The sequence below is a fragment of the Marinobacter sp. CP1 genome (assembly GCF_001266795.1).
Classification (GTDB): domain Bacteria; phylum Pseudomonadota; class Gammaproteobacteria; order Pseudomonadales; family Oleiphilaceae; genus Marinobacter; species Marinobacter flavimaris.
In genome coordinates this window covers 3,046,152-3,073,091 of the sequence record NZ_CP011929.1, presented here as the reverse complement: position 1 = coordinate 3,073,091, position 26,940 = coordinate 3,046,152, and the positions used below count along the sequence as shown (strand labels likewise).

17 protein-coding genes, 2 tRNA genes, 3 rRNA genes and 1 pseudogene are annotated in these 26,940 nt (G+C 56.5%); 3 read left to right on the top strand and 20 right to left on the bottom strand.

Annotation, left to right across the window (positions count from 1 at the left end; genetic code table 11):
- Positions 1 to 76: 76 nt before the first annotated feature.
- The 16 genes from ACP86_RS14140 to ACP86_RS14065 all read right to left on the bottom strand — a co-directional run bounded on the left by ACP86_RS14140 (position 77) and on the right by ACP86_RS14065 (position 17,294).
- Positions 77 to 862 (bottom strand): TatD family hydrolase, encoded by a 786-nt coding sequence (locus ACP86_RS14140; protein WP_053114545.1) that lies wholly within the window; start codon positions 860 to 862, stop codon positions 77 to 79.
- A 21-nt stretch (positions 863 to 883) separates the two neighbouring features.
- Complete coding sequence (gene prfC / locus ACP86_RS14135) at positions 884 to 2,464, bottom strand: peptide chain release factor 3 (protein ID WP_053114543.1); 1,581 nt, start codon at positions 2,462 to 2,464, stop codon at positions 884 to 886.
- An 88-nt stretch (positions 2,465 to 2,552) separates the two neighbouring features.
- Complete coding sequence (gene rimI, locus ACP86_RS14130; RefSeq protein ID WP_053114542.1) at positions 2,553 to 3,038, bottom strand: ribosomal protein S18-alanine N-acetyltransferase; 486 nt, start codon at positions 3,036 to 3,038, stop codon at positions 2,553 to 2,555.
- The gene (locus tag ACP86_RS14125; protein ID WP_053114540.1) at positions 3,038 to 3,850 is read right to left on the bottom strand and encodes a hypothetical protein; all 813 of its coding nucleotides are present in this window, start codon (positions 3,848 to 3,850) and stop codon (positions 3,038 to 3,040) included. Before ACP86_RS14125 ends, rimI begins: the two co-directional genes overlap by 1 nt.
- A 36-nt stretch (positions 3,851 to 3,886) precedes the next feature.
- Entirely contained in the window at positions 3,887 to 5,437 is a 1,551-nt protein-coding gene (locus tag ACP86_RS14120; RefSeq protein ID WP_014576083.1) for a 2-isopropylmalate synthase, read from the bottom strand.
- Positions 5,438 to 5,567: 130 nt separating this feature from the next.
- Positions 5,568 to 5,682: ribosomal RNA gene (gene rrf, locus ACP86_RS14115) — 5S ribosomal RNA — on the bottom strand.
- Between the two features lie 99 nt (positions 5,683 to 5,781).
- A 23S ribosomal RNA gene (locus ACP86_RS14110) occupies positions 5,782 to 8,673 on the bottom strand.
- Positions 8,674 to 8,974: 301 nt separating this feature from the next.
- Positions 8,975 to 9,050: transfer RNA gene (locus ACP86_RS14105), tRNA-Ala, on the bottom strand.
- 222 nt (positions 9,051 to 9,272) lie between these two features.
- Positions 9,273 to 9,349: transfer RNA gene (locus tag ACP86_RS14100), tRNA-Ile, on the bottom strand.
- A gap of 91 nt (positions 9,350 to 9,440) precedes the next feature.
- Positions 9,441 to 10,980: ribosomal RNA gene (locus ACP86_RS14095) — 16S ribosomal RNA — on the bottom strand.
- Together the 16S, 23S and 5S rRNA genes with 2 tRNA genes alongside form the textbook arrangement of a ribosomal RNA operon.
- Before the next feature lie 419 nt (positions 10,981 to 11,399).
- Positions 11,400 to 12,023 (bottom strand): sulfite oxidase heme-binding subunit YedZ, encoded by a 624-nt coding sequence (locus ACP86_RS14090; RefSeq protein WP_008170683.1) that lies wholly within the window; start codon positions 12,021 to 12,023, stop codon positions 11,400 to 11,402.
- Positions 12,023 to 12,997 (bottom strand): protein-methionine-sulfoxide reductase catalytic subunit MsrP, encoded by a 975-nt coding sequence (gene msrP / locus ACP86_RS14085; protein ID WP_053114538.1) that lies wholly within the window; start codon positions 12,995 to 12,997, stop codon positions 12,023 to 12,025. The genes ACP86_RS14090 and msrP overlap by 1 nt, the downstream gene beginning before the upstream one ends.
- A 95-nt stretch (positions 12,998 to 13,092) precedes the next feature.
- Positions 13,093 to 13,911, bottom strand: coding sequence for a CDP-diacylglycerol--serine O-phosphatidyltransferase (pssA, locus tag ACP86_RS14080; protein ID WP_041644958.1), 819 nt, complete (start codon positions 13,909 to 13,911; stop codon positions 13,093 to 13,095).
- 89 nt (positions 13,912 to 14,000) lie between these two features.
- Entirely contained in the window at positions 14,001 to 15,017 is a 1,017-nt protein-coding gene (gene ilvC / locus ACP86_RS14075) for a ketol-acid reductoisomerase (RefSeq protein ID WP_008170689.1), read from the bottom strand.
- Between the two features lie 64 nt (positions 15,018 to 15,081).
- On the bottom strand, positions 15,082 to 15,573 hold the full coding sequence (gene ilvN, locus ACP86_RS14070) for an acetolactate synthase small subunit (protein ID WP_008170692.1): 492 nt from the start codon (positions 15,571 to 15,573) through the stop codon (positions 15,082 to 15,084).
- 2 nt (positions 15,574 to 15,575) lie between these two features.
- A complete protein-coding gene (locus tag ACP86_RS14065; protein WP_008170695.1) occupies positions 15,576 to 17,294 on the bottom strand; it encodes an acetolactate synthase 3 large subunit in 1,719 nt (572 codons plus the stop codon).
- A 520-nt stretch (positions 17,295 to 17,814) separates the two neighbouring features.
- Between ACP86_RS14065 and ACP86_RS14060 the strand changes: the two genes are divergently transcribed.
- Positions 17,815 to 18,276 carry a DUF4124 domain-containing protein gene (locus ACP86_RS14060; protein ID WP_053114536.1) on the top strand — a complete coding sequence of 154 codons (462 nt, stop codon included), beginning with the start codon at positions 17,815 to 17,817 and terminating at the stop codon, positions 18,274 to 18,276.
- Between the two features lie 51 nt (positions 18,277 to 18,327).
- On the opposite strand, the gene clpB is transcribed toward ACP86_RS14060, so the two are convergent.
- The 3 genes from clpB to rluD form a co-directional block, all read right to left on the bottom strand.
- Positions 18,328 to 20,904, bottom strand: a complete 2,577-nt coding sequence (gene clpB / locus ACP86_RS14055; RefSeq protein WP_053114534.1) for an ATP-dependent chaperone ClpB — start codon at positions 20,902 to 20,904, stop codon at positions 18,328 to 18,330.
- Between the two features lie 320 nt (positions 20,905 to 21,224).
- A complete protein-coding gene (pgeF, locus tag ACP86_RS14050) occupies positions 21,225 to 21,983 on the bottom strand; it encodes a peptidoglycan editing factor PgeF (RefSeq protein WP_053114532.1) in 759 nt (252 codons plus the stop codon).
- Positions 21,973 to 22,950, bottom strand: a complete 978-nt coding sequence (rluD, locus tag ACP86_RS14045; protein WP_053114530.1) for a 23S rRNA pseudouridine(1911/1915/1917) synthase RluD — start codon at positions 22,948 to 22,950, stop codon at positions 21,973 to 21,975. The genes pgeF and rluD overlap by 11 nt, the downstream gene beginning before the upstream one ends.
- A 134-nt stretch (positions 22,951 to 23,084) precedes the next feature.
- Here rluD and ACP86_RS14040 point away from each other — a divergent pair, with 134 nt between their 5' ends.
- The gene (locus ACP86_RS14040) at positions 23,085 to 23,918 is read left to right on the top strand and encodes an outer membrane protein assembly factor BamD (protein ID WP_053114528.1); all 834 of its coding nucleotides are present in this window, start codon (positions 23,085 to 23,087) and stop codon (positions 23,916 to 23,918) included.
- A gap of 52 nt (positions 23,919 to 23,970) precedes the next feature.
- On the opposite strand, the gene ACP86_RS14035 is transcribed toward ACP86_RS14040, so the two are convergent.
- Entirely contained in the window at positions 23,971 to 25,641 is a 1,671-nt protein-coding gene (locus ACP86_RS14035; protein ID WP_053114526.1) for an NAD+ synthase, read from the bottom strand.
- A 93-nt stretch (positions 25,642 to 25,734) separates the two neighbouring features.
- Between ACP86_RS14035 and ACP86_RS14030 the strand changes: the two are divergent.
- Positions 25,735 to 26,844, top strand: a pseudogene (locus ACP86_RS14030) (histidine kinase dimerization/phospho-acceptor domain-containing protein); the annotation flags it as partial.
- Positions 26,845 to 26,940: the final 96 nt, after the last annotated feature.

Genomic DNA, 26,940 nt, shown 5'->3' with positions numbered 1-26,940 from the left:
ACATCGCCTTGAAAAGCCAGGGCGCGAAGTATACTCGAACCACCCAGGAAAGCCAACCCTGTGTGGATTCGTTTCGTTATTCCCCTATACCGGCGGTTGCCCAACCGTACAGCCGCGACACGTTATCCAGAAGCGCCGGCGCCAGATGCTCCGGCGACGTGCCACGGAGCTCCGCGAGCGCGTCCAGAATATCCGGCAGATAGCGTGGGGAGTTCTCTCCCTGTGGCACGCCTTCCGGCGCCATGTCCGGGGCGTCGGTCTCAAGCACCAGCGCCTCCAGTGGCAATTTTGCGACTGCGTCGCGGGCCTTTCGGGCCCTGGGATGGGTGATCACGCCCCCTACCCCGATAAAGCACCCAAGATCGACCAGCTTTGCGGCCTGCTGAAAGCTTCCGCTAAATCCGTGAATCAGGGCTCGACCCTGCCACTGGCGACGATTGAGCACACCGTGAACTTCGTCATGGGTCTTGACGGAGTGGATCACCAGCGGCAGATTCAGTTCGTCAGCCAGCGCCACCTGGGCTTCAAACCAGGGCCACTGCGCTTCGAGACTTCCCCGGATTCGATCGAGTCCGCATTCACCGATTGCCACACAGCGGTCGGGACGACCCTCCAGCCGCCGCCTAAGCTCGACCAAGTCTGCCTCCGAGTGCTCTTCCACAAACCAGGGGTGAATGCCGAGACAGTAAAACAGACCATCATGAGCCAGCGCTGTCTCGCGGACGCGGTCCCAGTCCGGTCGCCGGACACCGGGTATCACCAGCCCCCGGAGTCCGCGCGATCGGCCCTGCTCAAGCTCTTTATCGCGGCGGCCATCGAACTGGGGAAAATCGAAATGGCAATGGGCGTCGATCAGCTGCACAGTCACCTCCGCCCGGAACCGTTAATGCTCCCGGGTCTTGTGGAACTGGATGTCCGGATACCGCTCCTGGGCCAGGTTCAGGTTGACCATGGTCGGAGCAATGTAGGCCAGCCTGTCACTCCCATCGAGGGCCAGGTTGTCGTTATTCTTGCGCTGGAACTCATCAAGCTTGCGCTCATCGCTGCAGGTGACCCACCGCGCAGTAGCTACGTTAATTGGCTCGTAGATGGCCTCCACTTTGTATTCGCTTTTCAAGCGACTGACCACCACATCGAACTGCAGCACACCGACCGCCCCGACGATGAGATCGTTATTCCGAAGCGGCCTGAACACCTGGACGGCACCCTCTTCGGACAGCTGTATCAGTCCTTTCTGGAGCTGCTTGGCCTTGAGCGGATCCTTCAGGCGAATCCGGCGGAACAATTCGGGCGCAAAGTTGGGGATGCCGGTGAACTTCATGTCGTCGCCAGCAGTAAAGGTATCACCCAACTGAATGGTGCCATGGTTGTGCAGGCCGATAATATCGCCGGCAAACGCCTGCTCGGCGTGTTCGCGGTCGCCGGCCATGAACGTCAGCGCGTCGGAAAACCGCACTTCCTTGCCAATACGGACATGACGGGCCTTCATACCCTGGTTGTAACTGCCCGAGACAATGCGGAGGAAGGCAACACGGTCACGATGCTGTGGATCCATATTTGCCTGAATCTTGAATACGAAGCCCGAGAACCCGTCCTCGGCCGGCTGGACCAGTCTCTGGTCGGTTTCCCGCGGTTGCGGCGCCGGGGCCCACTCCACCAGACCATCGAGCATGTGGTCCACGCCGAAGTTACCCAGTGCGGTACCAAAGAAGACTGGCGTCAGTTCGCCGGCAAGAAAAGCTTCCTGATCAAACTCGTGGGACGCGCCTTTGACCAGCTCAATTTCATCACGCAGATCGTCGGCGTAAGCGCCAATCGCCTGATCAAGCTCGGGATTGTCCAGCCCCGAGATAACGCGCTTGTCCTGAATCATATGGCCCTGGCCGGACTGATACAGAATAACCTCGTCCCGAAGCAGGTGATAAACCCCTTTGAAGCTCTTGCCCATACCGATGGGCCAGGTGATCGGTGCACAGGCAATTTTCAGAACTTCCTCAACCTCGTCCATCAGCTCCACCGGATCCCGGGTGTCCCGATCCAGCTTGTTCATGAACGTGATAATCGGCGTATCCCGCAGCCGGGTAACCTCCATCAGTTTGATGGTCCGTTCCTCGACACCCTTGGCGCTGTCAATAACCATCAGACAGGAGTCCACCGCCGTGAGCGTGCGGTAGGTGTCTTCCGAGAAGTCTTCGTGGCCAGGCGTATCCAGCAGGTTCACCAGCTTGCCACCATAAGGAAACTGCATGACGGAGGTGGTTACCGAAATACCCCGCTCTTTCTCCATTTCCATCCAGTCGGACTTGGCATGCTGGCCAGACTTCTTTCCCTTGACGGTACCGGCCTTCTGGATTGCCTGCCCGAACAAAAGCACCTTCTCGGTAATCGTGGTCTTACCGGCATCCGGGTGCGAGATAATGGCGAAGGTGCGGCGCTTGGCCACTTCCTGGGAAAGGTTAGACATAATCGAAAAGCAACCTGAATCTGAAGTTCTGGAAAAGGCGGCCATTATAGGCCCTATGCCGCTGTGACGCTAACTCGCACTGCAGTGATCACTGGCCGAGGGCAAGCATCAGGACCCGGGCATCCTCCCGCCCACTGGCAGACGGATAATACCCGGGGCGCTGGCCGATCTCGTGAAAGCCTTCATTCTGGTACAACGCGATAGCGGCATGATTGCTGTCCCTGACTTCGAGCAACAGCTGAGCCATACCTTCATGAGCTGCGGTTGCCAGAACATGCCTCAGAAGGTAGCGTCCCACCCCCTCACCGCGGGCTCTCGGGTGGACGCAGATATTCAGCAAATGCGCTTCATCAACCATGTAGGCCACGACAGCGTACGCTGTGAGTCTGCCCCCATGGCAGGCACCCCAGAGCCGGTAGTTGTCCTTGAAACAATCCAGAAACACCGATTCGCTCCAGGGGTGCGAATAACCCTGGCGCTCTATATCGAGCACATCCGGGACATCCTCGGGCACCAGGGGGCGCACAATAAGATCGGCATCAAGAACTTTTTGGTAGGTTTCCGGATAAGGCATTAACGGGCAACCAGAGGCCGTATCTGGTGCCACAGGGAGCGCTTCAATGTCGGGTAGCCGGCAATCTCAGCAAGGGTGTGCGGGAACCGGACTGCTGCGTCGTGTCCAAGGGCTTCGCTCAGCCAGCTCTTTTCTGCATCCGCTCCACCCTGCAAGACAACAACCTGCCGACCTTCCAGGCCCGACAGAACACTGCGCATCACCTCAACAAAGTCATGGCCGGAGTTCCCGGGCACCAACAGATTGTTGAAGATAGGCCAGGAGACTTGTCCGAGCACTTGAGGCTGCCCCTCACCAAGGCTCTTGAGAATATTCAGTGCGAGGGTTTCCTGCAGTCGACTGCTGGCATCCGCAGACATACCTCCGATCAGTACCGCCCTTTTTCCCGCCCAGATCATGACGTTAACGCTTTCAGAGGGAATCCCGGCAGGCTGCTCTGACATCTCCTCTGGCGCTGCGGGCTCCGGAGAGTTCGCAGCGTCATCCAACACGGCAGGCGATTGGGGAGGCTGTCGGGAGGCGTTGCCTGGCGCGACAGCCTCACCTTCCATCAAGGCCTGAAGATCCGCTATTCGGGCCACGCCTTCAGTTCTATCTGGTCCCGTCGGTTTACGCGGCGCAGGCCGACCGGCATCTCTTACCGGACTGGGTATGGTCTCAGAAGTTCCAGGCATTGGCTCCGGAACCTGACTCTCCTCGGGAAACTCAAAATCCGGGCTTGGCGCCGCGCCGGGCAACGGTTGCCGGGCATACCACATTCGTATCCCCGCTGCTCCCAGATAAAACTGACGCTCTGCTTCCGATCCAATCATTACCTTCGCCTGTCGCGACTCACCGAATAACCATTCTCACACATCCGCGACCTGGGGATGCTGTCGAATTCCGCCCTTGCTGATCAGGTTCAGGGCCTCAATGTAAGCCTTGGCGGACGCGATGATGATATCAGTATCAGCACCCACGCCGTTAACGATACGGCCACCGCGCTCCAGGCGTACCGTTACCTCGCCCTGGGCATCGGTGCCGCTGGTAATGTTGTTTACGGAATACAGCTGGAGATTGCAGCCGGAATCCACCAGAGATTCGATTGCCTTGAACGTGGCATCGACCGGCCCGCTGCCCTCGGCTTCAACCTTGTGCTCTTTGCCGTCTACGCTCAGCGTGAGATTGGCTTTGGGCACGACTCCGGTCTCCGAGCAGACCTGCATACAGACCAGGCCATAACGGCCGTCTTCCTCTTTCTGCCGGGTATCGCTGGCAATCGCCTGAAGATCCTCATCGAAAATCTCATGTTTCAGATCTGCCAGCGCCTTGAACCGTGTAAAGGCCTCATTCAGCTCCGTCTCGGTCTCAAACTGAATTCCGAGCTCCAGCAAACGGGTACGGAAGGCGTTCCGACCGGAGTGTTTGCCCAGGACGAGGCTGTTGGTATGCCAACCAACGTCCTGCGCCCGCATGATCTCATAGGTCTCCCGGTGCTTCAGAACCCCATCCTGGTGTATCCCGGATTCATGGGCAAAGGCATTGGCGCCGACGATAGCCTTGTTGGGCTGTACCGGAAAACCGGTGATTGTAGAAACAAGACGAGACGCCGGCACGATGTGCTGGGCATCAATGCGGGTATCGATATGGAACAGATCCTGGCGGGTACGAACCGCCATGACAATTTCTTCGAGCGCCGCGTTACCGGCCCGCTCACCCAACCCATTGATGGTGCACTCTACCTGACGGGCTCCCTGGGAAACCGCCGCCAGGGAGTTCGATACAGCCAGTCCCAGGTCGTTGTGGCAATGCACTGAAAAAATAGCTTTGTCCGCGTTTGGAATCCGGTTCAACAACTGACGGATGGTTTCACCGAACTGCTCGGGAATGGCGTAACCGACCGTATCCGGGATATTGATCGTGCTGGCACCGGCATCGATGGCGGCCTCAATGATCCGGCAGAGGAAGTCCAGTTCGGAACGTCCGGCGTCCTCGCAGGAGAATTCGACGTCGTCGACATGACTCCGCGCACGTTTCACTGAGCGAACCGCCTGCTCAATCACTTCATCCGGCTGCATCTGCAGCTTGTGCTTCATGTGAATGGGCGACGTGGCTATAAACGTATGAATACGCCCGCGCTGTGCCGGCCGGATAGCTTCTGCCGCGCGATCGATATCCTTGTCGAGCGCCCGAGCAAGACTGCAGATCGTTGAGTCCTTGATGGACTCGGCGATCGCTTTCACCGCCTCGAAATCACCCTGGCTGGCAATCGCGAATCCTGCCTCAATAACATCCACCCGGAGCTTTTCCAGCGCTTTCGCAATGCGGAGCTTCTCGGCTTTGTTCATGGTGGCACCGGGGCTTTGCTCGCCATCACGGAGCGTTGTATCGAAGATGACCAGGTGATCAGTGGCAGGCATTGGCAGGCTCCATTCTGAGATGTCGTTCGTTATGGGGAGAGTATATCACCGGCCTGCCGTGAGTGAGGCCGTGAATTTCAGGCAATAAAAAACCCCAGCATCAAGGATGCTGGGGTTTTTGGTATTAGGAGCCTGACGATGACCTACTCTCACATGGGCAACGCCACACTACCATCGGCGCTGGTCTGTTTCACTTCTGAGTTCGGGATGGGATCAGGTGGTTCCAGACCGCTATGGTCGTCAGGCAAAACGGTTGATCACTGGGGGACGAGAAGGAACTGAGTGATGTTGATTTCGTTTGAGCGGTTAAGCTCTGCGTTATCCGCAATTGTCTTGGGTGTTATATAGTCAAGCCGCACGAGCAATTAGTATCGGTTAGCTCAACGCCTCGCAGCGCTTACACACCCGACCTATCAACGTCCTGGTCTTGAACGGCTCTTCAGGGACCTCGAGGGTCCAGGGAGATCTCATCTTGGAAGGGGCTTCCCGCTTAGATGCTTTCAGCGGTTATCCTGTCCGAACATAGCTACCGGGCAATGCGACTGGCGTCACAACCCGAACACCAGAGGTTCGTCCACTCCGGTCCTCTCGTACTAGGAGCAGCTTTCCTCAAATCTCCAACGTCCACGGCAGATAGGGACCGAACTGTCTCACGACGTTCTAAACCCAGCTCGCGTACCACTTTAAATGGCGAACAGCCATACCCTTGGGACCGGCTTCAGCCCCAGGATGTGATGAGCCGACATCGAGGTGCCAAACACCGCCGTCGATGTGAACTCTTGGGCGGTATCAGCCTGTTATCCCCGGAGTACCTTTTATCCGTTGAGCGATGGCCCTTCCATACAGAACCACCGGATCACTATGACCTACTTTCGTACCTGCTCGACGTGTCTGTCTCGCAGTTAAGCGGGCTTGTGCCATTACACTAACCGCATGATGTCCGACCATGCTTAGCCCACCTTTGTGCTCCTCCGTTACGCTTTGGGAGGAGACCGCCCCAGTCAAACTACCCACCACACAGTGTCCTCATCCCCGATAAGGGGACCAAGTTAGAACCTCAAACATGTCAGGCTGGTATTTCAAGGTTGGCTCCATGAGAACTGGCGTTCCCACTTCAAAGCCTCCCAGCTATCCTACACAAACATGCTCAAAGTTCACTGTGAAGCTATAGTAAAGGTTCACGGGGTCTTTCCGTCTAGCCGCGGATACACCGCATCTTCACGGCGATTTCAATTTCACTGAGTCTCGGGTAGAGACAGCGCCCCCATCGTTACGCCATTCGTGCAGGTCGGAACTTACCCGACAAGGAATTTCGCTACCTTAGGACCGTTATAGTTACGGCCGCCGTTTACCGGGGCTTCGATCAAGAGCTTCGCGCAAGCGCTAACCCCATCAATTAACCTTCCGGCACCGGGCAGGCGTCACACCGTATACGTCCACTTTCGTGTTTGCACAGTGCTGTGTTTTTAATAAACAGTCGCAGGGGCCTGGTATCTTCGACTGGCTTCAGCTCCACCCGCAGGGATTTCACTTACCACCAGCGTGCCTTCTCCCGAAGTTACGGCACCATTTTGCCTAGTTCCTTTACCCGAGTTCTCTCAAGCGCCTTGGTATTCTCTACCTGACCACCTGTGTCGGTTTGGGGTACGGTCTCGAATAGCCTGAAGCTTAGAAGATTTTCCTGGAAGCATGGCATCAATGACTTCCCGCTCTAAGAGCAGTCGTCGTCGCGTCTCGAGATTGTGGACCCGGATTTGCCTAAGTCCACTCCCTACTCGCTTAAACCGGGACAACCGTCGCCCGGCTCACCTAGCCTTCTCCGTCTCTCCATCGCAGCTATCCAAGGTACGGGAATATTAACCCGTTTCCCATCGACTACACCTTTCGGTCTCGCCTTAGGGGCCGACTCACCCTGCGCCGATTAGCGTTGCGCAGGAACCCTTGGTCTTCCGGCGTGCGGGTTTTTCACCCGCATTGTCGTTACTCATGTCAGCATTCGCACTTCTGATACCTCCAGCATGCTTCTCAACACACCTTCGCAGGCTTACAGAACGCTCCCCTACCCCGCATACAAAGTATGCAGCCGCAGCTTCGGTGACCAGTTTGAGCCCCGTTACATCTTCCGCGCAGGCCGACTCGACTAGTGAGCTATTACGCTTTCTTTAAAGGATGGCTGCTTCTAAGCCAACCTCCTAGCTGTCTGAGCCTTCCCACATCGTTTCCCACTTAACTGGTACTTGGGGACCTTAGCTGGCGGTCTGGGTTGTTTCCCTCTTCACGACGGACGTTAGCACCCGCCGTGTGTCTCCCGGATAGTACTCACAGGTATTCGGAGTTTGCATCGGGTTGGTAAGTCGGGATGACCCCCTAGCCGAAACAGTGCTCTACCCCCTGTGGTATTCGTCCGAGGCGCTACCTAAATAGCTTTCGGGGAGAACCAGCTATCTCCGGGCTTGATTAGCCTTTCACTCCGATCCACAAGTCATCCCCTGGCTTTTCAACGACAGTGGGTTCGGTCCTCCAGTGCCTGTTACGGCACCTTCAACCTGCTCATGGATAGATCGCCCGGTTTCGGGTCTATGCCCAGCGACTAAATCGCCCTATTCAGACTCGGTTTCCCTACGGCTCCCCTAAACGGTTAACCTCGCCACTGAACATAAGTCGCTGACCCATTATACAAAAGGTACGCCGTCACGGAACAAGTCCGCTCCGACTGCTTGTACGCATACGGTTTCAGGATCTATTTCACTCCCCTCACAGGGGTTCTTTTCGCCTTTCCCTCACGGTACTGGTTCACTATCGGTCAGTCAGGAGTATTTAGCCTTGGAGGATGGTCCCCCCATGTTCAGACAGGATATCACGTGTCCCGTCCTACTCGATTTCACTAAACTCAGGTTTCGGATACGGGGCTATCACCCACTATGGCGGCACTTTCCAGAGCCTTCTCCTACCAGTTGTCTAGCTTAAGGGCTAGTCCCCGTTCGCTCGCCGCTACTTAGGGAATCTCGGTTGATTTCTTTTCCTCGGGGTACTTAGATGTTTCAGTTCCCCCGGTTCGCCTCTTACACCTATGTATTCAGTGCAAGATACCGACCCGAAAGTCGGTGGGTTTCCCCATTCAGAAATGCCCGGATCACAGCTTGTTTGCCAGCTCCCCGAACCTTATCGCAGGCTTCCACGTCTTTCATCGCCTCTGACTGCCAAGGCATCCACCGTATGCGCTTAGTTGCTTGACTATATAACCCCAAGACAACTGATCACGAATCCACACCCATCACCAGGCAAGCCTGATTCAGAGGTTTCTTCGAGACAGCCACTTGAAGCAATAGAACAACCACTTCAACGACAACACCGGATAACGCTTGAAATCGTTATCACTTTTGAACTCTTCTCTCGGAGATAATGAGAGAAAAAATTCTGTGTTCTATCTCGTCCAATTTGTTAAAGAGCAAATCTGACCCAGTGATCAGAAAGGAAGGCTTCACCAACATGAAACATTCGTTTCTGTACACTGCCAACCGAAGTTAGCCAGTTATTTGGTGGAGCTAGGCAGGATCGAACTGCCGACCTCCTGCGTGCAAGGCAGGCGCTCTCCCAGCTGAGCTATAGCCCCAGAACTTGTCCAGCTTCCGTTACTCGTCGTTGCAGCATTCATTCGTTTCAGTCATGACCCATCGAGGGTCACTCCTTTACTCATTCAAGCTGCGCCTAGATTAACGAAATCTGTCCTGCGCTCTGCTATCGTCGATAGACCAGGATTTTGCTGATCTAGGCGTCGAAGTGCGCCGCATAGCCTGCTATGCAAGTACTTCGACAACGACGAGCAGTGAAATTCTGGTGGGTCTGGGTGGACTTGAACCACCGACCTCACCCTTATCAGGGGTGCGCTCTAACCACCTGAGCTACAGACCCAAAAACACGGGCCTGCAACGACCCATCTGCTCTCTTTATTCAGCTAACCAAGTAATTCGTGTGGACTCTGACCGAAGCGTTCGGCTTCGTTTAAGGAGGTGATCCAGCCGCAGGTTCCCCTACGGCTACCTTGTTACGACTTCACCCCAGTCATGAACCACACCGTGGTGATCGTCCTCCCGAAGGTTAGACTAACCACTTCTGGTGCAATCCACTCCCATGGTGTGACGGGCGGTGTGTACAAGGCCCGGGAACGTATTCACCGTGACATTCTGATTCACGATTACTAGCGATTCCGACTTCACGCAGTCGAGTTGCAGACTGCGATCCGGACTACGATGCGTTTTGTGAGATTGGCTCCCCCTCGCGGGTTTGCAGCCCTCTGTGCGCACCATTGTAGCACGTGTGTAGCCCTGGCCGTAAGGGCCATGATGACCTGACGTCATCCCCACCTTCCTCCGGTTTGTCACCGGCAGTCTCCCTAGAGTTCTCAGCCGAACTGCTAGCAACTAGGGATAGGGGTTGCGCTCGTTACGGGACTTAACCCAACATCTCACGACACGAGCTGACGACGGCCATGCAGCACCTGTGTCAGAGTTCCCGAAGGCACCAATCCATCTCTGGAAAGTTCTCTGCATGTCAAGGCCAGGTAAGGTTCTTCGCGTTGCGTCGAATTAAACCACATGCTCCACCGCTTGTGCGGGCCCCCGTCAATTCATTTGAGTTTTAACCTTGCGGCCGTACTCCCCAGGCGGTCTACTTAGTGCGTTAGCTGCGCCACTAAGACTTCAAGAGTCCCAACGGCTAGTAGACATCGTTTACGGCGTGGACTACCAGGGTATCTAATCCTGTTTGCTCCCCACGCTTTCGCACCTCAGTGTCAGTATTGGTCCAGGTAGCCGCCTTCGCCACTGGTGTTCCTTCCTATATCTACGCATTTCACCGCTACACAGGAAATTCCACTACCCTCTACCATACTCTAGCCTGACAGTTCGAAATGCCGTTCCCAGGTTAAGCCCGGGGCTTTCACATCTCGCTTATCAAACCACCTACGCGCGCTTTACGCCCAGTAATTCCGATTAACGCTTGCACCCTCCGTATTACCGCGGCTGCTGGCACGGAGTTAGCCGGTGCTTCTTCTGTGAGTAACGTCAAGCCCTACGAGTATTAGTCGCAGAGTTTTCCTCCTCACTGAAAGTGCTTTACAACCCGAAAGCCTTCTTCACACACGCGGCATGGCTGGATCAGGGTTGCCCCCATTGTCCAATATTCCCCACTGCTGCCTCCCGTAGGAGTTCGGGCCGTGTCTCAGTCCCGATGTGGCTGATCATCCTCTCAGACCAGCTACGGATCGTCGCCTTGGTAGGCCTTTACCCCACCAACTAGCTAATCCGACATAGGCACATCCAATAGCGCAAGGTCCGAAGATCCCCTGCTTTCCCCCGAAGGGCGTACGCGGTATTAATCCGGGTTTCCCCGGGCTATCCCCCACTACTGGGCAGTTTCCTATGCATTACTCACCCGTCCGCCGCTCGTCAGCGGGGTGCAAGCACCCCCTGTTACCGCTCGACTTGCATGTGTTAAGCCTGCCGCCAGCGTTCAATCTGAGCCATGATCAAACTCTTCAGTTTAAATCATACAAGAATCCGAAGATTCTCTATTCTTGCTCAAGACAAAACTCAATTTCGACGAGTCACTGTCCTGATATTTCATATCCGAAATACCTCGGCCAGCGCCCACACGAATTACTTGGTCAACTTTTTAAAGAGCGTTTGAGCTGTTGCTCAATCAAGGCCGCGTATTCTACATCGTAGCGCCGCCTTGTCAACCGTTAATCCGAAGAATTTTAAAACTCATTTTCTTCAGTACTTTCAGACGGTTACTTCTGCTCGGAAAACCGCTGTGAGTGGCTTGTCCCTCAGAAGTGGTGCGCATTCTACAGGCGTCAGGAAAACTGTCAACGAGGTTTTTGAATTAATTTATAGCGGTATCGGTTTCCACGTATCCGCCTGATCAGTCAGTGATCAGATCGTATTCTTTTTACTCAAAATCAGCCTCTGACAAACGGAATCAGCGCGCGACTCCCGCTCCATTTCCAACGAAGCGCCAGCAGAACTGCGATTATCAGGCCGTACACCACCATTTCTCCAACGTCACTGCGGGACTGCCAGATGAAATGAACCCATGCCGCTATCGCAATCGGGTACACCAGCTTATGCAAGGCTTTCCATTGCCGGCCCATCCGCCTCATCATCCCCTTTGTTGAGGTTAACGCCAGTGGCACAAGCATAAGGAAAGACACCGCCCCCGCCAGGATATATGGCCGCTTGGTGAACGTGGCCCATAGATCGCTCCAGCCAAGAATAAACTGCAGAAACGCCAATACATGCAACACCGCATAAAAGAACGCAAACAGACCAAGCATCCGGCGAACCCGGATCCACGCTCCCCACCCTGTCCAACGCTTGAGCGGTGTCATGCATAAGGTAGCAATCAATAACTGAAATGCCGCGATGCCCAGCGACTCTGTTACTTCTTGCCCGGGATCCGGGCCGAGGGACTGGCTGGCAATGCTGGCAATCAGCACCAACAGGGGAACGCTGGCGAGCAGCGCTACCAGCAGGCGAAACGCCAGCACAAACCCCGGTTGGTTCAGCACACGCTTCTCATTCATCAATAGAACTTGCTCAAATCCATGCCCTTGTACAGATCGGCAACCTGTTCTCCATAACCATTGAACTTGACGGTTTCCATGTAGTTGGGAGAGAGCAAGCCAGAGGGCAGCCTGCGCTCCCGCTTCTGGCTCCACCTCGGATGGTCAACTTCAGGGTTCACGTTGGCATAGAAGCCATACTCCTGGGGCGCAAGCATTTCCCAGGTAGTCTTGGGGCGCTCCTCCTGAAAGCGAATCTTGACGATCGACTTGATGCTCTTGAAACCGTACTTCCAGGGCACGACCAGCCGGATAGGCGCGCCATTCTGGTTTGGCATGGTCTTGCCGTAGAGCCCAACAGCCAGGAAGCTTAACTCGTTCATTGCCTCGTCCATGCGAAGACCTTCCTGATAAGGCCAGTCGATGGTGCTGAACAGCGAGCGCTGACCTCGCATCTGGTCCGGATCATAGAGGGTCTCGAAATAGACGTACTTCGCCCTGGAAGTCGGTTCGAGCCGCTTGAGAATGTCGGCCAAGGGGATCCCGATCCAGGGAATCACCATCGACCAGGCCTCGACACAACGAAGCCGATACACCCGTTCCTGATACTCGTGAGGTTTCAGCAGATCTTCCAACGCATACGCACCGGGCCGATCACATGCGCCTTCAACAACCACGGACCAGGGATCAACGGTCATCTCATCGGCGTACTTCGCCGGATCCCCTTTTCCAGTGCCGAACTCGTAAAAGTTGTTGTAACGGGTTACGTCCTCAAAAGGGGTTTTCTCCTCGTCGGTGGAAAAGCCGGGCATCGGAACAAAATCCAGCGCTTCTCCCGGGACAGGAAGCTTCGCTGCCGACAACAGACCGGGCACTGAAAGGCCAGCGGCCACAGCCAGGGTGCCGGACATAAATTGACGTCGGTTCAGGTAAACAGACTCGGGCGTAACTTCAGAATGAGGCAAAGCCCAGGAAGGGCGTTTCTTGATGAGCATGGAAAGTCTCCGTCGGGGCATCAGCCAGCAAAGGCGTTGACCGGAGACTGTATTGAAAATTCCCGGACCTCACTGAGGAGGCCCGGAAGGGGTGCTCAGTCAGCGGCGCCTGGAGCTTTCCGTGGCTTGCCACGGAAAAGCGCACGAACAGGGCCGGACAACGCGTATATCAGAAATCCAGTAAACAATACGGTTGCAGGATCCAGCGCGATCACTACAAAAACCAGCACCACAAGCAGAATGGCGGCAAACGGTACACGGCCACGCAGGTCCAGATCCTTGAAACTGCGGTACAGAATATTGCTCACCATCAAAACACCGGCACCGCCGACCACAAACATGGTCAACAAGGTGAGCCAGGTAGACGGTTCGAAAAGATGGAAACACCAGACCAGGCCCGCGACACAGGCAGCCGCAGCCGGACTCGGCAAGCCGACAAAGAACTTCTTATCGACCGAGCCAATCTGGGTATTGAACCGTGCCAGGCGCAAAGCGGCGCCAGCCACGTAGATAAAGGTGATGGCCCAACCAACCTTGTCGAAGGCGTTCAGTGACCAGAAAAAGGCTACCAGCCCGGGAGCGACGCCGAAGGCCACCATGTCGGCCAGACTGTCGTACTCCTCACCGAATTTACTCTGGGTATTGGTCATCCGGGCAACCCGGCCGTCGAGACCGTCCAGAATCATCGACACAAAAATAGCGATGGCGGCATTGTCAAAGACGCCGTTGGCGGCAGAAACAATGGCGTAGAAACCTGAGAACAGCGAAGCGGTTGTGAGCGCATTGGGAAGCAGATATATCCCCTTGCGGCGCACGGGCGCACCTCCTACCAGCTCTTCTTCAACCACTTCCCCGGCCTCGACTTCATAGTCCGGGTTCTGCTTGCCGTCGGCGGATTTTCTTTCTTCAGTCATTCCCATTACTCCGGAAAGCGTTTGGGCGGAGTATATACGAAAAACGCGGCCACCCGGGCCGCGTTTTTCAAAACCAGGCGGAATTCCGCTTAGTTTTTGTCCTTATCCACGATCTTGTTCGCGGAGATCCAGGGCATCATGCCGCGCAGTTTTTCACCAACCACTTCGATTTCGTGGGCAGCGTTCTGGCGACGACGCGCCGTCATGGACGGATAGTTCAGAGCGCCTTCAGAGATAAACATCTTGGCGTACTCGCCGCTCTGAATACGCTTCAGCGCGTTGCGCATCGCTTCACGGGACTGCTCGTTGATGATTTCGGGACCGGTCACATACTCGCCATACTCCGCGTTGTTGGAGATGGAGTAGTTCATGTTGGCGATACCGCCCTCGTACATCAGATCGACGATCAACTTTAGCTCGTGCAGACACTCGAAGTACGCCATTTCCGGCTCATAACCGCCTTCCACGAGCGTTTCGAACGCCGCTTTAACTAGCTCCACGGTACCACCGCAGAGAACGGCCTGCTCACCGAACAGATCGGTTTCGGTCTCATCCTTGAACGTGGTTTCGATGATGCCGGTACGGCCGCCACCGATACCGCTGGCGTAGGACAGAGCCAGATTCTTGGCGTTGCCGGAGGAATCCTGGAAGATAGCGATCAGGTCGGGAATACCACCACCGTTGGCGAACTCGGTGCGCACGGTGTGGCCCGGTGCCTTCGGAGCAATCATGATGACGTCCAGATCCTTACGCGGAACGATCTGGTTGTAGTGGATGGCAAAGCCGTGGGCGAACGCCAGGGTGGCGCCTTGCTGCAGATTCGGCTCGATTTCCGCCTTGTACAGCTGGGCCTGGTATTCGTCCGGAGTCAGAACCATGACAACGTCGGCGGCGGCAACGGCAGACGGCACGTCGCTGGTCTTCAGACCATAGGCTTCCGCCTTGGCGATGGAAGAAGAACCCGGGCGCAGGCCCACGGTCACGTCAACACCGGACTCTTTCAGGTTACACGCGTGAGCGTGGCCCTGGGAGCCGAAACCAATGATGGCAACTTTCTTGCCCTGGATGATGGAAAGATCGCAATCCTTATCGTAGTAAACCTGCATGAGAAACCTCTGTTATTTGTGATGGCCCCGAAGAGCCATATTGTTCAAACCCTGTTTGAAATCGTTAAAGGCTGAGCACCTTCTCGCCCCGGGCGATACCGGATACACCGCTGCGCACCACTTCCAGTACGCCCGACGTGCCAACGGCCTGAATAAAGCCGTCCAGCTTCTCGCTGTCACCTGCCAACTGAACCGTGTAAACGGAGCTGGTCACATCCACGATCTGGCCGCGGAAAATGTCCACCGTACGCTTGATCTCGGCACGCTGGGAACCCGTGGCTTTCAGCTTGACCAGCATCAGTTCGCGTTCGATATGGGCGCCTTCGGTGAGATCCACCAGCTTGACGACTTCAATCAGCTTGTTCAGTTGTTTGGTGATCTGTTCGATCACCTTGTCAGAACCCGTGGTGGTCACCGTAAGACGGGACAACGTCTCGTCCTCGGTTGGCGCCACGGTGAGTGTTTCGATGTTGTAGTTGCGCTGGGAAAACAGACCTACCACCCGCGACAGGGCGCCAGGTTCGTTTTCAAGCAAAACAGAAATGATTCGACGCATGATCAGACCCTCTCCGTCTTGCTGAGCCACATATCTTTCATGGAACCTCGGGCAACCTGCATCGGATACACGTGCTCAAAACGGTCCACGTAGATATCCACGAATACCAGCTCGTCTTTCATGGCCAGCACTTCTTTCAGCTTGGTCTCCAGATCCTCCTTCTTCTCAATCCGGACACCCTTGTGGCCGTAGGCTTCCGCCAGCTTGATGAAGTCGGGCAGGGATTCCATGTAGGACTCGGCATGGCGGGACTCGTAGTTCATGTCCTGCCATTGCTTGACCATACCCAGAGCCTGGTTATTCAGGTTAATGATCTTAACCGGCAGGTTGTACTGCTTGCAGGTCGACAGCTCCTGGATGTTCATCTGGATACTGCCCTCACCGGTAATGCACAGCACTTCGTCGTCCGGATGGGTCAGCTTTACCCCCATGGCCGCCGGCAGGCCGAAGCCCATGGTGCCGAGACCACCGGAATTGATCCAGCGGTTGGGCTTATCGAACTTGTAGTACTGGGCCGCGAACATCTGGTGCTGACCCACATCGGAAGTCACGAAGGCCTCGCCGTTGGTCAAGCGACACAGCATTTCAATGACTTCCTGGGGCTTGATCACATCCGGGCTGGTCTCATAGCGCATGCCATGGAATGCCCGCCACTCGTCGATCTGCTTCCACCAGGAAGCGATTGCGTCCGCGTCCGGCTTTTCCTTGGCTTCCTTCACCAGCGACAGCATTTCCTTGAGCACAGCGTCAACCGGGCCAACGATGGGCACATCGGCATCGACGGTCTTGGAAATCGAGGCTGGATCAATGTCGATATGGATGATGCGCGCGCCCGGACAGAACTTCTCGGTAGCGTTGGTCACCCGATCGTCAAACCGGGCTCCCACGCAGAGAATGAGATCCGAGTGGTGCATGGCCATGTTGGCTTCGTAGGTGCCGTGCATGCCAAGCCAGCCGAGGTGCTGTTTATCGCTGGCCGGGTAACAGCCAATGCCCATCAGGGTATTGGTGATTGGATAGCCCAGCAGCCTTACCAGCTCGGTCAGCTGATCCGATGCCTTGCCCAGAACAACCCCACCACCTGCGTAGATAATTGGGCGCTTCGCCGCCAGCATCATGTCGACCGCTTTCTTGATCTGACCGGCATGGCCGCGAATAGCGGGGTTGTAGGAGCGCAGTTTGACCTTCTTGGGATAGGCGTACTCGTAACGCTCGTTCGGCGTGGTCATATCCTTGGGAATATCCACGACCACAGGACCGGGGCGGCCGGTCGCGGCAATGTAATACGCCTTACGGATAATCTCCGGGATTTCCTCGGGATGACGGACACTGAGATTGTGCTTAACCACCGGACGGGAGACACCCATCATATCGGTTTCCTGGAACGCGTCCTCGCCGATGAGGGTGGACGCAACCTGGCCGCACAGAACCACCATGGGGATGGAATCCATGAATGCGGTGGCAATGCCAGTGATGGTGTTGGTGGCTCCAGGACCCGAGGTCACCAGTACGGTACCTGGTTTTCCGGTCGCGCGGGCATAACCGTCGGCCATGTGGACCGCCGCCTGCTCGTGCCTTACCAGAATGTGCTTGACTTTGTCCTGCCTGAACAGCGCATCATAAATATGAAGGGCTGCACCACCCGGATAGCCGTATATGTATTCGATACCTTCATCTTGAAGGGACCGGATCAGCATATCGGCGCCAGACAATAACTCCACGATTTTCTACCCTCTTCTACGAGTGAATGAGCCGGGAAGGCTCCCGGTTGCCTGGATTCACGGTGTCCATGCTTCTTTTGAAAGCGGAACCGGCTGCTCCTCCACACCTTGTTAAGAGGTTGTCTCCTGGCCAGCCGCCCTCCTGAGGGTTGCGGAGAACGGCCAATCAACGGGTTGCACGTAAGCAACAACCATCCCGCGACGGATGCGCGGCGCGTTCAGTGTGGTAATTGATGGGGGATACTCGCTCGGGATTGCCTGCCGTATTGACCCCAGTCTTCAGGCAATCGGTAATTCTGACAGCGCGAAACTCCCTGTCAATAGCCGCTGCAGGTTTCTGTGCCTATACTGGCCGAAGGTCTGCCATACTTGGAACAAATCCGATACAAAGATTTGAACCAGACAGAAGAAAATCCGCAATAGCGATGGCATGATAGGCAACATTGAAATTAAAAAAACGGGCCCGGTCTATCCAGGTTGTCTGCCTGCCCGGGAGCAGTGAACATACGCGAGTTGAACCATGAACAGAAAAATCCTGACGCTGACCTTATTGCTGGCCGTTGTACCAGGTGTCGCCACGAGCGCCTCTGTCTATAAATGGACCGATGAAAACGGAGTTACCCACTTTGGCGACCGACAGCCCACGGGCTCGAAGGCCGAGCGGGTCAATGTGCGTTCCGGCACTTCTACCGATGCTTCTGGCAACCGGCAGAGCCCTCAGGAGCGTCTGCAGAATATGCAGGAACAGCAGAACGAGCAGGCGGAACAGCGCCAGGAAACGGCAGTTGAGGAGGCCCGCAGAAAACAGCGGGAGGCGAACTGCGCGACCGCACGCTCCAACCTGGAAGTGATTGACCGTAACGCACGAATCCGCATTGAAGAAAATGGCGAGCAACGCTACCTCAGCCCAGAGGAAATTGCCGAAAAGCGGGCAGAATTTGAGCGAATTGCGGAAGAGAACTGCGGACCAGAAGAACAGTAAGATGAAAAAAAGGGGTCAGATGAAAGCCTTCATCTGACCCCGGTTTCAAGCTCAAGCCTTGGCGAATGCCAGGTGGTGGTCCTCCACCGTACCCTTGATGACATCCCCCGGTACAAACTCTCCCTTTAGCAAACGCTGAGCCAGCGGATTCTCGATCATTCGCTGAATAGCCCGCTTCAAAGGCCGCGCGCCATATACCGGGTCGTACCCGACTTCGGCCAGCAGCTCCATCGCAGCGTCATCCAGCTCCAGCTTCATATCCTGTTCTTTCAGGCGCTTGCTCAGAGACTCGATCTGAATCCGGGCAATGCCCTGGATTTGACTCTCCGCCAGCGGGTGGAACACCACCACTTCATCCACGCGGTTGATGAACTCGGGGCGGAAATGAGTGCCGACGACTTCCATGACGGCATTCTTCATGACCTCGTAGTTCTCCTCGCCGGCTTTCTGCTGGATGATGTCCGAGCCGAGGTTTGAGGTCATGACAATGACCGTGTTCCGGAAGTCGACGGTCCTGCCCTGCCCGTCCGTCAGGCGACCATCCTCAAGTACCTGCAAAAGTATGTTGAACACATCCGGATGGGCTTTTTCCACCTCATCCAGCAACAAGACGGAATACGGCCGGCGGCGAACCGCCTCGGTCAGGTAGCCACCTTCCTCGTAGCCGACATAGCCCGGAGGCGCACCAATCAGGCGGGCCACGGAATGCTTCTCCATGAACTCGGACATATCGATGCGCACCATGGCTTCCTCGGTATCAAACAGGAAGGACGCCAGGGCCTTGCACAGCTCGGTTTTACCCACACCGGTCGGGCCAAGGAACAGGAACGAACCGTTGGGGCGATTGGGATCGGACAACCCCGCCCGCGAACGGCGCACGGCGTTGGAAACAGCTTCAACCGCTTCATCCTGGCCGATAACCCGACCATGAAGCGCCTCTTCCATGCGCATCAGCTTATCGCGCTCACCTTCAAGCATCTTGGAGACCGGAATGCCGGTCCACTTGGAAACGATCTCGGCGATTTCCTCGTCGGTTACCCGGTTCCGGAGCAGCTTCATTTCCATCATCTCGGCCTGGCTGGCCATATCCAGCTGGCGCTCCAGCTCAGGGATCTGCCCGTACTGGAGCTCAGACATCTTACCGAGGTCACCGGCACGACGGGCATTCTCCAGATCAATGCGGGCCTGTTCCAGGCGGCTCTTGATCTTCTGGGAACCGTGCAACGCGGCCTTTTCGGTATTCCAGACTTCTTCCAGATCAGCGTATTCTCGCTCGACACCAGTGATCACGTCGGACAGCTCCGACAGGCGCTTTTTCGAGGCGGCATCGGTCTCTTTCTTGAGAGCTTCACGCTCGATTTTCAACTGAATCAGGCGACGCTCAAGACGATCCAGGGCCTCGGGTTTGGAATCCATTTCCATGCGGATCTGGGAAGCTGCCTCGTCCACAAGGTCAATGGCCTTGTCCGGCAGCTGCCGGTCGGCAATGTAACGGTGAGACAGCTTGGCGGCGGCGATGATGGCACCGTCTGTCACCTCAACCCCGTGGTGCACTTCGTAACGCTCTTTCAAGCCCCGCAGGATGGCGATGGTATCTTCCTCACTGGGTTCGCTCACCAGCACTTTCTGGAAGCGACGCTCAAGAGCCGCGTCCTTCTCGATATTTTCACGGTATTCGTCCAGGGTGGTCGCGCCCACGCAGTGCAGCTCGCCACGAGCGAGCGCCGGCTTGAGCATATTACCCGCATCCATGGAGCCTTCGGCCTTGCCGGCACCAACCATGGTGTGAATCTCGTCGATGAACAGGATGATCTGACCTTCCTGCTTGGACAGTTCGTTCAGAACAGCTTTCAGGCGTTCTTCAAACTCACCCCGGAACTTGGCGCCGGCAATAAGGGCACCCATATCGAGTGACAGGACTTTCTTGTCCTTGAGGCCATCGGGCACCTCGCCGTTGACGATACGCTGGGCCAACCCTTCGACGATGGCGGTTTTACCAACGCCGGGCTCACCGATGAGGACCGGGTTGTTCTTCCGGCGACGCTGCAATACCTGAATGGTGCGGCGAATTTCATCATCGCGACCGATCACCGGGTCCAACTTGCCGGCCTCCGCTCGCTCGGTAAGGTCGATGGTGTATTTGGACAGAGCCTGACGGTTTTCTTCGGCGCTGGCGTCGTTGACGGCTTCGCCGCCGCGAACGTCATCAATGGCCTTTTCGAGGGCAGCTTTATCAACGCCCTGCTCCCTGAGCACCCGGCCAAGGGTACCCCGGTCTTCCAGAGCGGCCAGCAACATGAGCTCACTGGAGATGTACTGGTCTTTGCGCTTCTGGGCGAGCTTGTCGGCAATGTTGAACAGCCGGCCCATGTCATTGGACATGGAGACGTCGCCGGCCGATCCCTGCACTTCCGGCAGGTTTTCGATTTCCCGGGCGATCGCCTGGCGAATGCGTCCGGGCTCTGCGCCGGCCTGCTTGAGCAGCGGCTTGATCGCGCTGCCTTCCTGATCAAGCAGTGCCTGCATCAGGTGCACCGGCTCAATAAAGTTGTGATCTTTTCCGACCGCGATGGACTGTGCGTCCGCGAGGGCGGTCTGCAGCTTGCTGGTCAGCTTGTCGATTCTCATGTGTACTTTCCCCAAATTTCTGCGAATACCATGGTGCCTTGGGTGGCGGATATTCGATTGCTTTGACAGTTAATGTAGGGGCAAGTAGAGCGACTTCAAGCGGGGCTGCGATGTATTCGTCAGAAAATTGACGGCCGTCAGGTTTGAGTTTGGTGCTGGGTGCAAGGCTGGCGCGAGGCTGCTTTCCAGAACACGCCGTGAATACATCCCTGTAGGCTTGGCTGCAGCATCCATGCTGCAGACAGTTCTGGAAAGCAGCCTCGCACCAGCCACCGGACTTTTCAGTAACCGCCTCGCCGCCGCCAATTCAAGCTGGACATTTAACTTGTTAGCCAGACCAGCGTGGCCATACGCCCGGTTCGACCATCCCTGCGGTAAGAAAAAAACCGATCTGAATCCTTAACGGTACAAAGCCCACCGCCAGTCACGTTGGAAACACCGAGATGATTTAGCCGCAAAGTGGCAAGGGCATAGATATCTGCCATGAAATGACCCGGCCGAGCGCCTTCGGCTCTGAAGGCTTGGACCGCTTTCGGATCATGCTCAAGGAAGGCGTCACGCACTTCCGGGCCGACCTCGAAGCTGGTCGGACCGATGGCCGGGCCGAGCCAGGCTTGCAGGGTTTCGGGCGCAACCGCCATCTCGCTCACCAGATTCTCGATAACACCGCCACACAGGCTTCGCCAGCCACAGTGGGCGGCGCCAACAACCGTTCCTTCGCGATCGGCAAGGATAACGGGCAGGCAGTCGGCGGTAAGGATGGCGCAGGCGATGCCCGGATGACAGGTGTAGCTGGCGTCAGCCTCGGCCGTTTGTCCGACGTTGTTCGGGGTTAGCTCAACGACCGCGGTACCGTGTACCTGGTTGAGCCAACCAATACGGGCGCTATCCAGCTTCAAGGACTCGGCGAGTCTTCGCCGATTCTCTTGGACGTGTTCCGGGTTGTCTTCGACGTGACTACCGAGGTTAAGACTGTTCCAGGGTGGAACGCTGACACCCCCGACGCGAGTTGTGCTGACCGCCCGCACTCTATCGGGCGCAGGCCAGTCCGGTTTCAGGGCGTTACCTTCAATAGTCACGGGTTTCCAGCTCCCGGGCGTGTTTGCGCAGAGCTTCAATCAACGCAACCATATCCTCAGGCAAGGGAACCTCCCAGGTCAGGATTTCACCGGTTTCCGGGTGTTCCAGGGTCAATTGCCGGGCGTGGAGGGCCTGACGATTGAACGCCGAGAGGGCCTCTCTAAGCTCGTCAGTGGTTCCCTTGGGCAGTCTCAGCCGACCTCCATAGAGCGGATCTCCGACCAGCGGGTGTTTTACATGGGCCATATGAACCCGGATCTGATGGGTTCGGCCGCTTTCCAGTTTGCAGCGGACGTGAGTGTGGGCGGCAAAACGTTCCACCAGTCGATAATGGGTGACCGCCGGTTTGCCGGAGGCGACGACCGCCATTTTCTTGCGCTCCCGAGGATGCCGGCCGATGGGCGCATCAACCGTTGCGCCGCCGGTTAGGGTGCCAACGACGACGGCCTCGTACTCACGACCCATGGTTCGGGTTTGCAACTGATCGACCAGGGACGTGTGCGCAATCAGGCTACGGGCCACGACCATAATGCCCGAGGTGTCTTTGTCGAGGCGGTGTACGATACCCGCCCTCGGCAGATTCTCGACCTCCGGTGCGTAGTTCAGCAGGGCATTGACCAGGGTTCCATCGGCATGGCCGGCGGCCGGGTGCACCACCAGGCCCGCGGGCTTGTTGATGACCAGCAAGTGCTCGTCCTCATAGACGATATCGAGCGAGATTTCCTCGGCCTGCCAGCTCACCTGAGCTTCCGGCTCGGCATCCAGCGCCAGGCGATCGTCCAGCATCACTTTGTCCCGAGGCTTTCGCACCTCGCCATTTACTGTTAGCGCACCGCTTTTGATCCAGGATTGCAGGCGGGAACGGGAGTGTTCGGGCATCAGCTCTGCTGCGGCCTGGTCCAGGCGCCTGTCGCTCAATTCCGGCGGCACAACAAAGTTGGCGAGGATTCGTTTTTCAGATGACATTAAGCCCCCAGGGCCTGTGTGTGTTACGTTTCGGTCAGATTATTGGAAACAGCGGGGCATTGCTCTGCACATGGCGTCACTTCCCCGCTACAATGACTGCCCTTGAATCAATCGACATTATACGGGATTCCGGAATGAGATCAGGTCTTCGTTTGCTCCTACTTTCCACACTGGTTGTTCTGGTCAGTGCCTGCGCCTCCAACAAGCAGGAGGAAGTGCTTCCGGAGAATACCTATTACGAGAACGCCCGCGAGGCCATGACCTCTGGAAACTTCAATGAGGCAGAGCAGAACCTGGACGCCCTGGAAACCTATTACCCCTTCGGTCGCTACGCAGAGCAGGCCCAGCTTGACCTGATCTATGCCCGCTACCAGAACCTCGACCTCGAGGGCTCCCGTGCGGCCGCCGACCGGTTCCTGCGTCTTAACCCTCAAAGCGACCATGCAGACTACGCACTCTACATGCGCGGCCTGGCCTCCTATAACCTCGATATCGGCCTTGCGGCCCGCTATTTCCCGATTGATGTCGCGGCTCGGGATCCGGGCGAGCAGTTGCAGTCTTTCCGCGATTTTTCTGAACTGCTGAACCGCTATCCGGACAGCCAGTACGTCGCGGATGCCCGCCAGCGAATGATCGCGGTGCGCAATCGCATGGCCGAACTGGAACTCTACGCGGCCCGCTACTATGTGAAACGCCAGGCCTATGTCGCAGCCAACAACCGGGCAAGATACATCATCGAGAATTACCCGACAGCGACGGTCACCGAAGAAGCCCTGATTATCCTCGCGGAAACCTTCCGCTTCCTCGAACTGAGAAAAGGATCGCAGGATGCTATTGCCATGCTGCGCACCAACTTTCCGGAGAGTGACGCCTTCAATGCCGACGGCGAGTTTGATGTGGACCTGCTGAAGGGCGAAAACCGGTCACTAACGAACGTCGTAACCTTTGGTTTGATGGGCGACGAATAAAGTCTGAAATCGGGGCCAGGTGGTAATGCCATCTGACCCCGAACTCCCGCGTCTACTTCCCGCTTTTCCAGCCATTTGTGATCGGATAGCGCCGGTCTTTCCCAAACCCGCGCTCGGTAATCCGAACACCAATTGGCGCCTGCCGACGCTTGTATTCGTTGACATCCACCAGACGTATCACCCGTTCAACGTCAACCCTATCGAAGCCTTCAGCAACGATCGCATCAGCGCTGAAATCCCTCTCGACATAAAGATTCAGTATCTGATCGAGCACGTCGTAACCGGGCAGGCTGTCCTCGTCTTTCTGGTCGGGCGCGAGCTCTGCTGACGGCGGGCGGGTGATTACACGCTCAGGGATCACTTCTCCCTCCGAAAGCGTATTGCGGTATTTGGCCAGGCGGAATACCAGGGTTTTGGGCACGTCCTTGAGGACGTCAAAGCCGCCAGCCATATCCCCGTACAGGGTTGAGTAACCCACCGCCATCTCGCTCTTGTTCCCGGTGGTCAGCACCAGCGACCCGAACTTGTTGGACAGGGACATCAGCAAAACACCGCGCAGACGCGCCTGCAGGTTTTCCTCAGTTGTATCGGGCTTGGAGCCCTCGAAAGGCGCTGCCAAAGATTCCATGAAGGCGTCGTACATCGGCTCAATCGAGAACACATCGTACTGCACACCCAGCCTAACCGCCTCGGCCTCAGCATCCTCCAGGCTCATACTTGAGGTGTAGCGGAACGGCATCATCACCGCGCGGACCCGATCCTTGCCCAGAGCATCCACTGCCACAGCCAGAGTCACTGCCGAGTCGATGCCTCCTGATAGCCCCAGAACCACGGATTTGAATCCGTTCTTGTTGACGTAATCCCGAACACCGGTCACCAAAGCGCTGTAGACATTGGCCTCAAGCGAAGGCTCTTCCGGCAAGGGCTGGGATACTGGCTGACAATGGTGCTCGCATAGGAAGTCGACCGGATAAAGGCCTTCGCCAAACTGCGGAGCTTCTGCAGTGAGCACACCGGAATGGTCGAACACCATGGAGCCACCGTCAAAAACCAGCTCGTCCTGGCCACCCACCAGGTTCACGTACACGATACTGACCAGATTCTCCCGGGACTTCCGCTCTAGCAATGCCTTCCTGCGTGCCTGTTTGTCGATATCATAGGGCGAGGCATTTAGGTTCAGGATAAGGCGGGCGCCTGCAGCGGCGCAGTCCTCCACCGGCCCTTCTTTCCAGAGATCTTCACACACAGTAATTCCCACCGGAACGCCCCGGATATCCAGAGTCAGGACATCCCGGCCCTCGGCGAAGTAACGCTTCTCATCGAACACCTGATAGTTGGGTGGGAAACGCTTGAAGTACCGACCGGTGATTTCGCCTCCATCAATGACCACCGCCGCGTTGTACAGCAGCGCGCCATGGCGAAGAGGAGCACCGATAACAATCACCGGATCCAGCTTTTCCGCCTGCAGCCTTTCCAACGCTTCGTTGACCCGGACTTCCAGGCTCGGGCGCAACAGTAGATCCTCCGGCGGATAGCCGGTCAGGCAAAGCTCGGGAAAAACCACAATGTCCGCCTGATGCTCGGACGATGCCCGGCGGGCAGCCTCAAGGATAAGCTCGGTATTGCCAGGAATATCGCCTACCAGAAAATCCAATTGGGCCATCACCACCCGCAATTTTCTTGGAGACTCCCCGGACGCTGCCTGGTTTCCGGACACGGACATAAATCGGCTCCTGTAACTCATTGCCATGAAAAGGCTATTATAACCCCGCATAGGCGTGGATTTCTTCCGACCAACAGCGGATTCCTGTAAATCATGGCAGCAGATACACCAGTACGATCGGCCGAGGCGCTCGGCCCGGCCCCCTCGACACCGTCCGGAATCCAACAGGCCAAGCTGTTCAGGATCTACAACCACTACCGACTAGTGGTGAGCCTGATGCTGGTGGCACTGCTATTCGTGGATCCCGTCAACTTTGATATGCGCTTCCGACTGCTGGATTATTATCAGGCCGGCGTTTCCGCTTACCTGGGTCTAAATGCCTTCATTGCCCTGCTTCTTGTGGCCGGTTTTCACCCCAGCCGACGCCATATAACGCTTTCGATCCTGCTTGACATTCTGATCATGCATGGCCTGTTGCTGGCCAGTACAGGTATTACCAACGGTCTGGCCAACCTGGTGATTGTGTCTGTAGCGGCGGGTAACATCCTGACGCCCAGCCGGATGGGAACCTTCTATGCGGCTCTCGCTGCTATCTGCTCCCTGGGCATATCCGGATGGGCCTTACTGGCGCTGGGTGAGTCCGCTGATGATATCGTCCGGGCCGGCTCACTGGGCATACTTTATTTTGCCGCAGCTTTCGTCCTGCAAAGCATTTCCCGCCGAATGATGCGCAGCGAGGCTCTGGCCAGCAGCCGGGCTCGCAGCATTGCCGAACTGGAACAGATCAACAAACAGATTATCCAGCGCATGCGTACCGGTATTCTGGTACTGGACCGTTTCGGCCAGATCCGTCTTGCCAACGCGGCTGCCGAGGAGCTTTTATATGGCGCGCCAAAAACCTCAGTACCGATCCAGGAACGCGCAACCGTGTTGCCCAAGCCGCTCAAGCAGGGCCTGGACGTTTGGCTGAAGGACCCAGCACAGCGCATTGAGCCGTTCCAGCCCTCACCGACCTCGCCGCTGCTGCAGGCCAATTTCACCCAGCTGGACCAGGAGCGGGGCGACCAGATCCTTGTGTTCATCGAGGACATGAGCAAAGTCACCCAGCAGGCCCAGCAAATGAAACTGGCATCGCTGGGTCGGCTGACTGCCGGCATCGCCCATGAAATCCGCAACCCATTGGGTGCAATCAGCCACGCGGCCCAGCTTATGGAAGAGGCTCCGAACCTGGAAGCCAGCGACCGCCAGATGCTAGCCCGGATTTCTCATAGTGCTCCAACAACCTTCGCAGACCAAGCCTGGTAGTGCCAGATCCGAGTGGTCATGGTCGAAGTTGGCGATTATTTAGCCAGTTTCCGG

What these genes read in the sequence shown, in the direction of transcription:
- prfC (WP_053114543.1), bottom strand. Translation starts at nt 2,464, where the DNA reads ATGTCTAACCTTTCCCAGGAAGTGGCCAAGCGCCGCACCTTCGCCATT.
- rimI (WP_053114542.1), bottom strand. Translation starts at nt 3,038, where the DNA reads ATGCCTTATCCGGAAACCTACCAAAAAGTTCTTGATGCCGATCTTATT.
- ACP86_RS14125 (WP_053114540.1), bottom strand. Translation starts at nt 3,850, where the DNA reads ATGATTGGATCGGAAGCAGAGCGTCAGTTTTATCTGGGAGCAGCGGGG.
- ACP86_RS14120 (WP_014576083.1), bottom strand. Translation starts at nt 5,437, where the DNA reads ATGCCTGCCACTGATCACCTGGTCATCTTCGATACAACGCTCCGTGAT.
- ACP86_RS14090 (WP_008170683.1), bottom strand. Translation starts at nt 12,023, where the DNA reads ATGAATGAGAAGCGTGTGCTGAACCAACCGGGGTTTGTGCTGGCGTTT.
- msrP (WP_053114538.1), bottom strand. Translation starts at nt 12,997, where the DNA reads ATGCTCATCAAGAAACGCCCTTCCTGGGCTTTGCCTCATTCTGAAGTT.
- pssA (WP_041644958.1), bottom strand. Translation starts at nt 13,911, where the DNA reads ATGACTGAAGAAAGAAAATCCGCCGACGGCAAGCAGAACCCGGACTAT.
- ilvC (WP_008170689.1), bottom strand. Translation starts at nt 15,017, where the DNA reads ATGCAGGTTTACTACGATAAGGATTGCGATCTTTCCATCATCCAGGGC.
- ilvN (WP_008170692.1), bottom strand. Translation starts at nt 15,573, where the DNA reads ATGCGTCGAATCATTTCTGTTTTGCTTGAAAACGAACCTGGCGCCCTG.
- ACP86_RS14060 (WP_053114536.1), top strand. Translation starts at nt 17,815, where the DNA reads ATGAACAGAAAAATCCTGACGCTGACCTTATTGCTGGCCGTTGTACCA.
- clpB (WP_053114534.1), bottom strand. Translation starts at nt 20,904, where the DNA reads ATGAGAATCGACAAGCTGACCAGCAAGCTGCAGACCGCCCTCGCGGAC.
- rluD (WP_053114530.1), bottom strand. Translation starts at nt 22,950, where the DNA reads ATGTCATCTGAAAAACGAATCCTCGCCAACTTTGTTGTGCCGCCGGAA.
- ACP86_RS14040 (WP_053114528.1), top strand. Translation starts at nt 23,085, where the DNA reads ATGAGATCAGGTCTTCGTTTGCTCCTACTTTCCACACTGGTTGTTCTG.
- ACP86_RS14035 (WP_053114526.1), bottom strand. Translation starts at nt 25,641, where the DNA reads ATGTCCGTGTCCGGAAACCAGGCAGCGTCCGGGGAGTCTCCAAGAAAA.